The sequence below is a fragment of the Enterococcus sp. AZ104 genome (genome assembly GCF_050546705.1).
Classification (GTDB): Bacteria; Bacillota; Bacilli; order Lactobacillales; family Enterococcaceae; genus Enterococcus; species Enterococcus faecalis.
Genome location: NZ_CP172952.1, coordinates 2,026,154 through 2,039,393, shown reverse-complemented (window position 1 = coordinate 2,039,393; position 13,240 = coordinate 2,026,154). Strand labels below are relative to the sequence as shown.

General features: G+C 39.5%; 12 protein-coding genes. 11 read left to right on the top strand and 1 reads right to left on the bottom strand.

Going from position 1 to position 13,240, the window contains the following annotated elements:
• Nucleotides 1-4: 4 nt before the first annotated feature.
• The 11 genes from mocA to nifJ all read left to right on the top strand — a co-directional run bounded on the left by mocA (nucleotide 5) and on the right by nifJ (nucleotide 11,764).
• A complete protein-coding gene (gene mocA, locus IGJ37_RS09705) occupies nucleotides 5-586 on the top strand; it encodes a molybdenum cofactor cytidylyltransferase (RefSeq protein ID WP_002362594.1) in 582 nt (193 codons plus the stop codon).
• Nucleotides 587-599: 13 nt separating this feature from the next.
• Entirely contained in the window at nucleotides 600-1,748 is a 1,149-nt protein-coding gene (gene sclA / locus IGJ37_RS09700) for a selenocysteine lyase SclA (protein WP_325815082.1), read from the top strand.
• Between the two features lie 15 nt (nucleotides 1,749-1,763).
• Nucleotides 1,764-2,786: a selenide, water dikinase SelD gene (gene selD, locus IGJ37_RS09695; RefSeq protein ID WP_325815081.1), complete on the top strand. Its 1,023-nt coding sequence runs from the start codon at nucleotides 1,764-1,766 to the stop codon at nucleotides 2,784-2,786.
• 15 nt (nucleotides 2,787-2,801) lie between these two features.
• Nucleotides 2,802-3,389 carry a sulfurtransferase-like selenium metabolism protein YedF gene (gene yedF / locus IGJ37_RS09690; RefSeq protein ID WP_002356602.1) on the top strand — a complete coding sequence of 196 codons (588 nt, stop codon included), beginning with the start codon at nucleotides 2,802-2,804 and terminating at the stop codon, nucleotides 3,387-3,389.
• Nucleotides 3,390-3,409: 20 nt separating this feature from the next.
• Nucleotides 3,410-3,667 carry a DUF3343 domain-containing protein gene (locus IGJ37_RS09685; protein WP_002356603.1) on the top strand — a complete coding sequence of 86 codons (258 nt, stop codon included), beginning with the start codon at nucleotides 3,410-3,412 and terminating at the stop codon, nucleotides 3,665-3,667.
• Nucleotides 3,655-4,410: a selenium cofactor biosynthesis protein YqeC gene (yqeC, locus tag IGJ37_RS09680; protein WP_002362599.1), complete on the top strand. Its 756-nt coding sequence runs from the start codon at nucleotides 3,655-3,657 to the stop codon at nucleotides 4,408-4,410. The genes IGJ37_RS09685 and yqeC overlap by 13 nt, the downstream gene beginning before the upstream one ends.
• Complete coding sequence (gene yqeB, locus IGJ37_RS09675) at nucleotides 4,374-5,204, top strand: selenium-dependent molybdenum cofactor biosynthesis protein YqeB (protein ID WP_252671567.1); 831 nt, start codon at nucleotides 4,374-4,376, stop codon at nucleotides 5,202-5,204. The genes yqeC and yqeB overlap by 37 nt, the downstream gene beginning before the upstream one ends.
• 235 nt (nucleotides 5,205-5,439) lie before the next feature.
• Complete coding sequence (locus IGJ37_RS09670; RefSeq protein WP_033626685.1) at nucleotides 5,440-5,904, top strand: flavodoxin; 465 nt, start codon at nucleotides 5,440-5,442, stop codon at nucleotides 5,902-5,904.
• A 37-nt stretch (nucleotides 5,905-5,941) separates the two neighbouring features.
• Nucleotides 5,942-6,799 (top strand): sulfide/dihydroorotate dehydrogenase-like FAD/NAD-binding protein, encoded by an 858-nt coding sequence (locus IGJ37_RS09665; protein ID WP_002365019.1) that lies wholly within the window; start codon nucleotides 5,942-5,944, stop codon nucleotides 6,797-6,799.
• Nucleotides 6,792-8,210, top strand: a complete 1,419-nt coding sequence (gltA, locus tag IGJ37_RS09660) for an NADPH-dependent glutamate synthase (RefSeq protein WP_325815077.1) — start codon at nucleotides 6,792-6,794, stop codon at nucleotides 8,208-8,210. The genes IGJ37_RS09665 and gltA overlap by 8 nt, the downstream gene beginning before the upstream one ends.
• Before the next feature lie 20 nt (nucleotides 8,211-8,230).
• Nucleotides 8,231-11,764 carry a pyruvate:ferredoxin (flavodoxin) oxidoreductase gene (nifJ, locus tag IGJ37_RS09655; RefSeq protein WP_252671569.1) on the top strand — a complete coding sequence of 1,178 codons (3,534 nt, stop codon included), beginning with the start codon at nucleotides 8,231-8,233 and terminating at the stop codon, nucleotides 11,762-11,764.
• A gap of 36 nt (nucleotides 11,765-11,800) precedes the next feature.
• Here the strand turns inward: nifJ and IGJ37_RS09650 are convergent, their stop codons facing one another.
• Nucleotides 11,801-13,216, bottom strand: a complete 1,416-nt coding sequence (locus tag IGJ37_RS09650) for a Ktr system potassium uptake protein D (protein WP_002385738.1) — start codon at nucleotides 13,214-13,216, stop codon at nucleotides 11,801-11,803.
• Between the last annotated feature and the right edge of the window lie 24 nt (nucleotides 13,217-13,240).

The window sequence follows — 13,240 nt, the reverse complement described above, 5'->3', positions numbered from 1 at the left end:
ACTCATGTCACTCGTTAGTGTCATTATTCTAGCATCGGGCAATTCACAACGGATGGGCCAAAATAAATTGTTCTTAAAATATCAAGGAAAAACATTTTTAGAGCACACGTTAACCTTAGTGAATCAATTAGACGTATTAGAACGGATTTTAGTTGTTTCGCCTGAGAATCAGCCAGCGTTTCCTTTACCTAAGAACATTCAGTTGATTCTCAATCATCAATGGCAAGAAGGGCAAAGTAGCAGTATTCGTTTAGGAACTGAACAAGCTCGGGGAGCTGGCTATTTATACTTACCTAGTGATCAACCATTGTTAACACCTAAAATGCTACAACCCGTGTTAGATAAATGTCAGAGAAATAAAATTATAGTGCCATTACAAAAAGATGGTTGTCCTAGTAGTCCAGTATTATTCGGTAATCAATTTCGACAAGAACTATTAACATTGACTGGTGAAACAGGCGGACGCATGATTTATGAACGCTTTCCAGAAGCAGTTCAGATGTTGAGAATAGCGACTCCTGGCCGTTTAAAAGATATCGACACGCCAGAAGAGTACCAAAAATTAATTCAAGAAACCAATAGTTAGAGAGGAAAAACGTATGAAGGACTTGGTTTATTTAAATTATGCAGCGACTTCCTATAAAAAATTTCCAGCAACCATTGAGGCTTTGACTGCCTATTTAGCAGAAAATCAGTTCATGAATTACGGAAGAAATGCCCCTTTGCTGAGAGAGGGGCTTCCTCTTTTAGAGACACGTCAATTGTTAGCAGACTTTTTTCAGGCACCCAGTGCGGCTCAGATTACGTTTACGAATAACGCAACAACTTCCTTAAATCTTGCATTAGCAGGTCTTTTACAACCTGGCGACCATGTGATTACGACTATGTTAGAACATCATGCAGTAGCCAGACCTCTTCACTTGCTTGAGAAAGAACGAGGCATTTCAGTGACATATGTTGCTTGTCAAAAAACTGGCCTGTTAGATGTAGAAGATATTCAGCGAGCTTGGCGAACGAATACAAAAGCCTTGGTGATGACACACGCATCCAATATCTTAGGCACCATTTTACCCATTGAAGAATGTTTTCAATGGGCTCAACAGAAAGGATTACTAACTATTTTGGATGCGGCTCAAACGGCGGGATTTTTACCAATAAAAATGACCCAGATGGCCATTGATGTGTTAGCCTTTACTGGACATAAAAGCTTATATGGATTAGCAGGTATTGGTGGGTTAGCTTTTAGTGAGCGAGGGGCTGAAGCGGTTAAGCCACTGATAACGGGCGGCACTGGTAGCCATTCTAATTCCTTTGATCAACCCTCTTTTTTACCAGATAAATTTGAAGCTGGTACGTTAAACAGTTTAGGTATTCTAAGCTTAAATAGTTCTGTTAAAGAGTTGAATAAAATTGGTTTAGCAGCGATTCAAAAGCACGAACGAACCTTAATGCAGAATTTTTTAAATGGTTTATCAGGGTTACCTGTCACAATTTTAGGAACCAAGGACGTGGCACAAACTGTCCCTGTTGTTTCTATCACACTGTGGAATCAGGAAGAAACAGTGGTGGCACAGCAACTAGCAGAACAATATGGCATTATGACGCGCGCAGGTTTGCATTGTGCACCATTAGCCCATGAAACAGCTGGGACTTTAGCAACGGGCACCTTACGTTTTAGCTTTGGTTGGCAGACAACGCCTGAAGAAATTACTTGGACAATTCACGCTTTACAAGAACTACTAATTTGAGAAGGAGCGGACAGCATGGATTTTTTATCACAATGTACATCAGGTGGCTGCGGGGCAAAAATTGAATCCCGTGTACTGAACCAATTGTTGCAACACTTACCCGAAACACCGGCAAATGAGCGGCTACTCGTCGGATTTGAATATGCCGACGACGCCGCTGTTTACCAAATAACGTCTGAAAAAGCTTTGATTTCAACGGTAGATTTTTTTTCACCAATGGTCAATGATCCGTTATCATTTGGAAAAATTGCGGTCGCTAATGCTTTAAGTGATGTCTATGCCATGGGCGGTACAGTCCTTTATGCGCTAAATCTTGTTTGTTTTCCACAAAAGATGTCAAAAGAATGGTTGGAACAAATGCTCTTGGGTGGCAGTTTAAAATTAAAGGAAGCGGGCGCTTTACTGGCGGGAGGCCATTCGATTTATGACCATGAACCCAAGTATGGCTTAGCGGTAACTGGAGAAGTTCATCCAGAAAATTTGTGGCATAATAATACGCCACAGGTGGGGGATGTCTTGATTTTAACTAAAGCATTAGGTGTAGGAATTATTCAAGCGGCTGTTCGGGGGCAATTGGCGAAGCAGACGGAACAAAAAATCGCACAAGATTCGATGGAACGTTTAAATAAATATGCCGCTGCGAATGCTCGATCCTACGCAGTACATGCTTGTACTGACGTGACTGGGTTTGGTCTATTAATTCATGCAAAAGAAATGGCTGATAATCAGGTAACATTACTGATTGATACAGAAGCATTACCAACTATTACAGGAGCGTTGGCCTACGCCGCAGAATGTTTAGTCACTGCAGCTGGGCAAAGAAACCGCCAAACAATCGGAACGACAATCGATTATTCAAAAATTTCTATGGAAATGCAAGAACTTTTGTTTGATCCACAAACATCTGGCGGACTGTTAATTAGTGTCGCTGCTGACGAAGCGGCAGCCTGTTTAGCAGCTATTCAAAAAGAGGACCCTGTTGCCAAAATTATTGGCGAGGTTCTGCCAAAAGAACAACAAGCAGTAGTACTTTTATAGAGAGAAGGGCCAAATATGAAATTAGTAGATGCATTGGGGAAACCTTGCCCAATACCTGTGATTGAAACAAAAAAAGCTTTGGCGGAGTTAGGTTTAGCTGGAGGCACTATCGAGGTATTAGTCGATAACGAAGTAGCCATTGAAAATTTAAAAAAATTAGCTACTAAAAAACAGGCCACTTTGACTGCGAAGCAGATAGAAGCCACGGTTTTCTCTGTCAAAATTACGGTACCTGAAGAAGCGACTCAACAAACAAGTCAGTCAGCAACAGATTTAGTAATTACGATTGGCTCCGATCAATTAGGTACTGGAGACGAGCAGCTAGGACGACTATTAATGAAAAGTTATCTTCAATCATTATCAGAAGCAGAAACTGTTCCTACACAGCTATTATTCTTTAATCGAGGGGCGTTTTTAACGAATCAAGCAGCGAATACCTTAGCTGATTTGCAACAATTAGCGGAGAAGGGAACCACGATTCAAACGTGTGGGGCCTGTTTAGATTTTTATCATTTAACAGACACCTTAGCTATCGGCTCTATTACTAATATGTACGAAATTGTTGAAACAATGAATCAAGCGGCTAAAGTAATTACGCTTTAACAAAAAAAGAAGGTGAAAAGATGGAGTATTTGCTAACCTTTCCGAATACACATTATGCTGTTCTGGCAGAACAAGTACTGTTGGCAAGAAAGGTGGCTGTTCGCGTCTTTACTTTGCCACCATCATTGACGGATGGCTGTGGGATCGGTTTACTCATTAATGAAGCGGAAATAACTCACAGTGTATGTTTTTTAGAAGAAGCAAAAGTACGCGTAGCCTCTATTTTTTCTGTGAAAAATGACCTTGGGGAAAGGAGGTACCAACTGTGGAGTCCTTAAAAAAGTGTTTTGATTTACAAGGAAAGGAGATTGTGTCAATTGTTGGTAGTGGTGGGAAAACAAGCTTAATGTGGGCGCTAGCAAAAACATATCGAAAAGAAGCTGTTCTGGTTAGTACAACCACAAAAATTGGGTTTCCCCAACGTCAATTGTATGATTATTTTTATACAAACCATTTTGAAAAAATAACGCCGAATATCTGCGGAATCACTTTAGCAGGAACCGCTATCAACAACCAAACAAAACTAACGATGCCTGCAATGACCTCGTTTCAAACATTGTTTCAGCACTTCACGAAAGTTTTTTTAGAAGCGGATGGGTCCAAACAACGACCTTTGAAAGGCTGGTCCTCTTATGAACCCGTGATATTAAAGGAAACAACCACCACAATTGGTGTGCTTCCGATTTCTGTGATTGGTCAAAAGATAGATGAAACGACCATTCATCGGTTGCCGCTTTTTTTGGAATTAACCGATGCGCAACAACAAGAACCAATCACAGAAACATTGTTAGCTCAACTCATTGCTCATCCAAAAGGATTGTTTAAAGAGAGCCAAGGCAAACGAATTTTGTGTTTAAATCAAACCCATACGCGAAGAGAGTTCGTTCAAGCGATGAATGTCTGTCTTCAGTTACCCAAAAGCTGTTTTGAAAAATTAGACAAAATTATTGCTTGCAATATGGAATTAGAGAAAGGACTTATTTTATGGGAGAAATCAGTCAAAACATCCAAGAAAAATTAGTGATTGTTCGCGGAGGGGGCGATCTAGCGACAGGTGTTATCCAAAAATTATGGCACGTTGGCTTTAAAATACTAGTATTAGAAACAGAATGTCCTCTGGCCATTCGGCGGACTGTTTCAGTTTGTGATGCTATTTTCCAGAAAGAACAAAGAGTGGAAGATTTGGTTGCTGTTCGAATTACTTCATTAAAGGATTGCGCGAAATGTTGGCAGCAAAATAAGCTGCCTGTTTTTGTCGATCAAACAGCAAGTGCTATTCAACAATTGAAACCACTGATTGTTATCGATGCGATTTTGGCTAAGAAAAATTTAGGTACGCATCGAGGAATGGCACCGATTACGATTGCTTTAGGACCAGGCTTTTCAGCACCGCAAGATGTCGATGTTGTGATTGAGACAATGCGTGGCCATAGGTTGGGACGTTTATACTTTGAAGGAACAGCTTTACCTAATACAGGTATTCCAGGTGAAATTGGCGGAAAAAGTGCGGAACGAGTTGTCCATGCCCCTGCTTCAGGACAAGTTACCCACCTTAAAAACATAGGGGATCTCGTGTTGAAAGGGGAAGCATTATTTTTAATCGATCAGGTTCCAGTTTATTCGCCTCTGACAGGGACTTTGAGAGGATTGATTTCAGAAAAGGTAACATGTTATCAAGGGTTGAAGTGTGCAGATGTAGATCCTCGACCAGTTGAGAAAGTCGATTGCTTGACGATCTCCGACAAAGCTCATGCATTAGGGGGAGCGGTTTTAGAAGCAATTTTTATGATTGGAAGAAGGAAAAACGTTTTATAAAAAAGAACCTAAATAATATTTTTTTTACCTTAAAAATATTGTTAAAAAGGTTTGGAATGTGGTATAGTAAAGACGTAGTAAAAAATACTCTATCTCGAAAGGGGAAGAGTACATACTTAGTTAGATTAGTTTGTGAATAAAATCATTTGTAAAAGTTATTTTTTTAAGGATTAATGTAAGGGGTTACAATTGCATTTGAATGCATTGAAATATTTAGGAAAAAGAAAGGAAATGAATGAAGATGGCACTAGTAAAAATTGTTTATGCAAGTATGACTGGAAACACAGAAGAAATTTCCGAGATTTTGGAAGAACAGTTTCAAGAAGCTGGAGTTGAAGTAGAACGTGAAGAATGTTCAGAAGTTGATGTAGACTTCTTTGATGATGCAGATGCTTGTATTATCGCAACGTATACTTATGGTGATGGGGAACTGCCTTTTGAATTTGAAGATTTCTTTGATGAATTAACTGAGAAGGATTTAGCAGGTAAGCCATTTGGTGTTGTTGGCTCCGGTGATCGTGAATATGGTGAATTTTTCTGTAAATCAGCGCATGATTTTGTAGGAGCTTTTGAAAAAGCTGGTGCTAAAAAAGTAGCTGAAACAGTTGAAATTGAAAACAATGCAGAAGAAGAAGACATCGAAGTGCTAAAAACATTTGTTAAAAGTGTCGCCACAACTTTATCTGATAGCGTTGCCTAAGGGTTTAAGAAAGTAGGAGTCAGAATGAAAAGGAACGATGAAGGTAGGTATTTCAATGTTTAATATTCTTCAATCGACTCAATTATCTAGTAATACATTTGACTTTTGGCTGGAAGCGCCAAGAATAGCGACACATGCTCAGGCTGGACAGTTTGTTATTTTAAGAATTGACGAAAAGGGAGAACGGATCCCCTTAACGATTGCGGAGACAAATCCACAAGCAGGCAGTATTCGAATTATTTTCCAAGTAATCGGTAAGACAACAGCTGCACTTTCCCAACTTAAAACTTCAGACTCTTTGTTGGATATCACTGGACCTTTAGGTATGCCCACAGAAGTGAAGCAATATGGAACGGTGATGGTTGTCGGTGGCGGGGTTGGTATCGCGGCTATTTATCCAATTATCAAGGCTTTAAAAGAAGCAGGCAACCGAGTGATTACGATTTTGGGGGCACGAACAGCTGAGTTAGTTCTGTTACAAGAAGAATGCCGTCGTTATTCGGATGAACTAATCATTACAACGGATGATGGTTCATTAGGTAAAAAGGGCTTAGTAACAGAAGCGATGGAAGAAGTTATTGCACGTGAATCTGTAGCGTGCAGTTGGGCGATTGGGCCCAGCATCATGATGAAATTTTGTACCTTGACAGCTGAAAAACATCAATTACCAATTTATGTTTCCTTGAATCCTATTATGATTGACGGAACAGGCATGTGTGGCGGTTGTCGGGTCACTGTTGATGGCACCATGAAATTTGCCTGTGTTGATGGACCTGAGTTTAAAGGCAATGAAGTAAATTGGGATGAATTCATTAATCGAATGAAGCAATATCAGGAAGAAGAAGCAGTTTGCTTTACAGATCGTTTGAAAGAGCAGGTGGAGAAAAATGGCTAGAAAAAGTCGTATAAAAACACCGATTGCGGAACAAGCACCTACTATCAGAAAGAATAATTTTGAAGAGGTTTGCTTAGGCTATACATTAGCAGAAGGGCAAGAAGAAGCGATTCGCTGTTTACAATGTAAAAATGCACCTTGTATTGCTAAATGCCCCGTGATGATTGATATTCCTGGATTTATTTTAGCTATTCGTGAAGGAAACATGGAACAAGCAGCCGATATTTTAAGTAAATATACGAATTTACCTGCTATTTGTGGACGCGTTTGTCCGCAAGAGAAACAATGTGAACAAGTTTGTAAATTAGGGAAAGCCAAAAACTTTGAACCAGTGGCAATTGGCAAATTAGAACGTTTAGTTGCCGATTGGGCATTAGAAAATCACATGTTTCCTAAAAAAACAGCGGAACCAACAAAAGGGAAAATCGCAGTGGTCGGTTCTGGTCCTTCTGGGTTAACAGTTGCGGGGGATTTGGCAAAGCTCGGCTACGAAGTAATTATTTTTGAAGCGCTTCATGAAGCTGGCGGCGTATTAACCTATGGCATACCTGAATTTCGATTACCGAAAAAAATTGTTAAACAAGAAATTGCGAGTATTGAAGCCTTAGGTGTAACAATAGAAACCAATGTGGTAGTAGGTAAAACGATTACGATGGAAGAAATAATGTCAGAGTTTGATGCCTGTTATCTATCGGTTGGTGCAGGGGCACCAAACTTTATGGGAATCCCAGGGACTAGCTTAAATGGGGTTTATTCTTCTAGTGAATTTTTAACACGAATCAATTTAATGCATAGCTATGAGTTTCCAGAATATGATACACCGATTAAACGTGCTAAAAATGTTGTTGTGATTGGCGGCGGGAATGTTGCAATGGATGCCGCTCGTTCAGCCAAACGATTAGGCGCTGAAAATGTGAACATTGTGTATCGTCGTTCGTTAGAAGAATTACCAGCAAGAATTGAAGAATACCACCATTCCCTTGAAGAAGGAATTAACTATTATTGGTTGACAAATCCGATTGCTTATTTAGATGACCAACAAGGAAATCTAGCCGGTGTTGAATGTGTCAAAATGGTTTTAGGTGAACCAGATGCGTCTGGAAGACGACGGCCAGAACCGGTTCCAGACAGCACGTTTACCATTCCTGCTGATGCAGTAATCGAGGCAATTGGCCAAGGGGCAAATCGAGTCTTGTTATCAACATATCCAGAAATAGAACTAAACCAATGGGGGTACATTCAAGCTGATCCTAAAACAGGAGCAACCTCAATACCTGGCGTTTTTGCTGGGGGCGATATAGTCACAGGTACTGCCACCGTTATTTTAGCGATGGGCGCTGGGAAAATCGCAGCTAATGCAATTGATCAGTATGTCAAAACACAAAAAACAACAGTCACAAGCAATGTTTAGGAAAGATAAAAGGTGAAAAAATGAAAAAAACAATGGATGGAAACACCGCAGCGGCTTATATTTCATATGCGTTTACAGAAGTTGCCGCTATTTATCCTATCACACCAAGTTCAACAATGGCTGAGTTGGTAGATGAATGGGCGGAAAGTGGTTTAAAAAATATTTATGGTCAAAAAGTTCAAGTTATTGAAATGCAATCAGAAGCTGGGGCAGCGGGAGTAGTTCATGGTTCGTTAAAAACAGGTGCGTTAACCACTACTTATACTGCTTCACAAGGTTTACTGTTGATGATTCCCAATATGTATAAAATCGCAGGAGAATTGCTGCCTTCTGTGTTTCATGTGGCGGCTCGGGCAGTAACGACAAGTGCGTTGAGTATTTTTGGTGACCATGGCGATGTGATGGCTACCCGCCAAACAGGTTTTTGTATGTTAGCAGAATCGAGTGTTCAAGAAGTGATGGATTTGTCGGCAGTTGCTCATTTAGCTAGCTTAGAAGGTAGTTTACCTTTTGTAAACTTTTTTGATGGTTTTAGAACGAGCCATGAACTACAAAAAATCGAAGTGATTGATTATGATGACCTGAAAGAAATGGTGAATCAGGAAGCTGTAACTCGTTTTAGAATGGGAGGCATGAATCCTAATCATCCCACTGTTTCAGGGACCGCTCAAAATCCTGACATTCATTTTCAACAAAGAGAAACAGTCAATAAAAATTACGAAGAAATGCCAAAAATTGTTCAAAAATACATGAAAAAAATTAACAATCTTCGTGGAACAACGTATGATTTAACCGATTATTACGGGGTTGAAGATGCAACAGAAGTCATTATTTCAATGGGGTCGGCTTCGCCAGTAATCAAACAAACAGTCGACTATCTCAATCAACAAGGACGCAAAGTTGGTTTTATCAATATTCATTTATATCGTCCATTTCCTACCGAAAACCTTCTTGAAAAATTACCAGCTACAGTAGAAAAGGTTGCGGTTTTAGATCGAACAAAAGAATCAGGAGCCGAAGGAGAACCGTTATTGTTAGATGTTCAAAGCGCTCTTTATCAACATGAAAATCGCCCAATTGTGATTGGTGGACGTTATGGGTTAGGTTCTAAAGACGTAGCGCCTAATCAAATTAAAGCGATCTATGATCATTTGTTATTGCCATTTAAAGAATTAAAACAACGTTTTACGGTAGGGATCGTTGATGATGTAACCTATCAATCATTGCCAGAAGAACCTACTTTAGATTTAACGCCAGATACTACCTTCCAAGCAAAATTTTGGGGCTTTGGTTCTGACGGAACTGTGGGAGCAAACAAGCAAGCGATTAAAATTATCGGAGATCATACCGACCTTTATGCACAAGCTTACTTTAGTTATGATTCTAAAAAATCAGGCGGTTTAACCGTTTCGCATCTGCGTTTTGGTAAAGAGCCAATTACTTCCACGTATTTAATTGAACAAGCAGATTTCATCGCTTGTCATAATGCGTCCTATTTGCATAAATACGACCTGTTAAAAGGTTTAAAAGACGGCGGAACTTTTTTACTGAATACTATTTGGGATCAAGAAAAGGTTCACCGTTTATTACCGGCTAAGTTGAAAAAATATATTGGGGAGCACCAAATCAAATTTTACATTATCAATGCGGTTGAGTTAGCTCGCAAAGTAGGCTTAGGCCGTCGGATCAATACAGTGATGTCTACTGCCTTTTTTGAAGTAACAGATATTTTAACGAAAGAGCAATATTTACCGTTACTTAAAGAAGAAGTGAAAAAGACTTATGGAAAAAAATCAATGGAAATTGTTGAAAAAAATTACCAAGCGATTGATGCTACCTTTGAATCGCTGCAAGAAATCGTAGTTCCAGAAGATTGGGCAACCATTGTTTTAGAACCAGAAAATCAAGAGTCGGAAGCTCCAGCTTTCGTGACAAATATTTTAGAACCAATCAATCGTCAAGAAGGGGATCAGCTGACCGTTTCAGATTTGATTGAAAACGGAATGAAGGGCGGTGCCATTCCTATGGGAACTGCGGCTTATGAAAAACGTGGCATTGCGTTAGAAGTGCCTGAGTGGCAAATGGATAAGTGTACGATGTGTAATGAATGTGCCTTTGTTTGTCCACACGCGGCTATTCGACCGTTTTTAGCGGATGAAGAAGAACTGAAAGAAGCACCTGCAGGTTTTGCCATGCGCGAAATGCGTGGCACAGATGGATTGATGTATCGTATCCAAGTTTCTTTAGAAGATTGTACAGGTTGTGGTCTTTGTGTTCAGGCTTGCCCTGTGAAAGACAAGGCGATTTTAATGAAACCTTATGAAACTCAGAAAGAGCAAGCGATGAATTGGGCCTTTGCGATGACTCTTAAACAAAAAGCCAACCCAGTCAAAAAACTTTCTGTTAAAGGTTCCCAATTTAACCAGCCATTGATGGAATTTTCAGGTGCTTGTGAAGGCTGTGGCGAAACACCTTATATTAAGTTGTTGACGCAATTATTTGGTGATCGAATGATGATTGCTAACGCAACAGGCTGTTCATCAATTTGGGGTGGTTCGTCACCGGTGACGCCTTATACAACGAACGAATGTGGCCAAGGACCAGCTTGGAGTAATTCGCTGTTTGAAGATAATGCGGAATATGGTTATGGTATGTATATTGCCAATCGAACGAAACGTCAACATTTAGCTAGTCTGGTTGAAGAAAGTCTTGCTAAAAACGTCGGATCAGATTCACTTCAAGCCTTGTTAAATGATTGGCTGGAACACATGGCTAAAGGGGAAGGAACACAACAGCGAGCAACCAAACTAGCGGCGGCATTAAGTGAAGAAGCCGATGAAGATCCACTTTTAACAAAAATTTACGAACAAAAAGATTTACTAGTGAAAACGAGTCAATGGATTGTCGGCGGCGATGGTTGGGCCTATGATATAGGGTTTAGCGGCATCGATCATGTTCTTGCCAGTGGGGAAGATGTTAATATTTTTGTTATGGATAACGAAGTGTATGCCAACACAGGTGGGCAAACTTCTAAAGCTACACCAGCTTCAGCCATTGCCAAATTCTCAGCGGGTGGGAAACATACCTCTAAAAAAGATTTAGGGATGATGGCAATCACTTATGGGAATGTCTACGTTGCACAAGTAGCTTTAGGCGCAAACTCAATGCAAACGATTAAAGCAATTGACGAAGCGGAGCGGTACCCAGGCCCATCAATTATCATCGGTTATACTCCATGTATTAATCACGGGGTCAAAGGCGGAATGGTTCGGACGTTAGATCAAGCCAAAGAAGCCGTTGAATCTGGCTATTGGCCACTTTATCGCTATAATCCGGAGTTAGTTAAGAAAGGCAAAGATCCGATGGTCATTGACTACAAGAAAACAGATTTTGACAAAATGCGTGATTTTCTTGAAAAACAAACACGTTACTCTGCGTTGCATACAATTAAAGAGAATCAAGAAGTAGTCGAACATTTACTTGATAAAACTAAAGAAGATGCAATTGAACGCTCTGAAAGTTATAACAAACTAGCCACACATATGAAAAAATAAAAAAACAAAGCCTCTTCCTTGAGAGGCTTTGTTTTTTTATCCAATAATAATTTTTTCTGAAGGGTATTCGTAGCCTAAGTCACGTGTTTCTTTTGGTACAAAAATCATTAAGGTATAAAGCATACCAATACGTCCAATAAACATTAATAAGGCAATCATTAATTTACCTACTGTTGTTAAATCGTCTGTAATGCCCAAAGAAAGACCGGTTGTCCCAAAGGCAGAAGCGACTTCCACAATGATTGAAATCAAGGGCAGATTTTCAGTCGCTGACAAAAAGACGACAGCGAAAAAGCACATAATCAAAGATAACATGAAGACGACAATCGATTTTTTGACATCATCGTCATCTATTTTACGGCTAAAGACGCTAATATCATCTTCACTTTTTAAAAAGGCTAACAAATACAAGCCAATAATCGCAACAGTCGTTGTTCGAACACCACCACCAACAGAGCTAGGACTACAACCAATAAACATTAACACAGAAAAAATAATCAATGTTGTGATTTGGAAGTCCCCTAAATCATTAATTTGAAGGCCAGCGTTTCGTGTAGTCATCGAATAAAACATCGAACTTACCCAACGGCCACTTTCATTCATTGTCAAAAATAGGTGATCTTTTTCTAATAAGTAAATCAAAATAGTCCCACCAATAAACAGAACAATAAACGCTAGCAAAGCAATTTTACTAAACAATGAGAAGCGGAAAGGCAAGCCTCGTTTCTTCTTACGAAAGTTCTTTTTCTTAAAATGTAACCACTCATGAATTTCCAGTAAAACGGGAAATCCAATCCCGCCGATAAAAATCAAGAACATAATTGCCAGTAAAAAGAGATAATCATGAGCAAAAGGAATAATTGAATCACCTGAAATATCAAAGCCTGAATTAGTCACTGCAGAAATAGCTTGATAAAATCCATAAAATATCGCATCTCGCCAGTTCGTATAATAACCACTTATATAAAAATAAAGCGAAAAGAGCGAGCCGAAGATTACTTGGAACCAAATTAAAATCAAAAAAGTGGTGCGGATCAGTCGAACAATTCCGCTCAGTCGCGGCTGATTCATGTCAGTCATAATTAACTGACGTTGCTTTAATGTGATTCGCCGTTTTGATAAAATAAAAAAGACCGTTGAAATCATCATAATCCCTAAGCCACCAACTTGGAAAAGAACCTCCAATAAGACAATCCCACGATCATTAAAAACCGAATTAATATCGACTGTGGTGAGTCCAGTAACGCTGACTGTACTGATTGCTAAGAAAAATAAATCAATAAAAGGAACATGCGAGTCAGGTTCTCTGAAAATAGGGAGGCAAAACAATAAATAAGAAATAACCGTCATTAATATGTAATAAGCGACGATGATTTGAATAGATGAAAAATTTTTGCGAATAAATCGATCGCTTTTTCGCTGTGCCAGCCACAGCAAACGTGTATGGTTCACTAGATAACCTCCCAATTCTAATTA

Excerpts from the sequence above, each read along its gene's own strand:
- gltA (WP_325815077.1), top strand. The coding sequence starts at position 6,792 with ATGGCTAGAAAAAGTCGTATAAAAACACCGATTGCGGAACAAGCACCT.
- IGJ37_RS09670 (WP_033626685.1), top strand. The coding sequence starts at position 5,440 with ATGAAGATGGCACTAGTAAAAATTGTTTATGCAAGTATGACTGGAAAC.
- IGJ37_RS09665 (WP_002365019.1), top strand. The coding sequence starts at position 5,942 with ATGAAGGTAGGTATTTCAATGTTTAATATTCTTCAATCGACTCAATTA.
- sclA (WP_325815082.1), top strand. The coding sequence starts at position 600 with ATGAAGGACTTGGTTTATTTAAATTATGCAGCGACTTCCTATAAAAAA.
- yqeB (WP_252671567.1), top strand. The coding sequence starts at position 4,374 with ATGGGAGAAATCAGTCAAAACATCCAAGAAAAATTAGTGATTGTTCGC.
- nifJ (WP_252671569.1), top strand. The coding sequence starts at position 8,231 with ATGAAAAAAACAATGGATGGAAACACCGCAGCGGCTTATATTTCATAT.
- mocA (WP_002362594.1), top strand. The coding sequence starts at position 5 with ATGTCACTCGTTAGTGTCATTATTCTAGCATCGGGCAATTCACAACGG.
- yedF (WP_002356602.1), top strand. The coding sequence starts at position 2,802 with ATGAAATTAGTAGATGCATTGGGGAAACCTTGCCCAATACCTGTGATT.
- IGJ37_RS09685 (WP_002356603.1), top strand. The coding sequence starts at position 3,410 with ATGGAGTATTTGCTAACCTTTCCGAATACACATTATGCTGTTCTGGCA.
- selD (WP_325815081.1), top strand. The coding sequence starts at position 1,764 with ATGGATTTTTTATCACAATGTACATCAGGTGGCTGCGGGGCAAAAATT.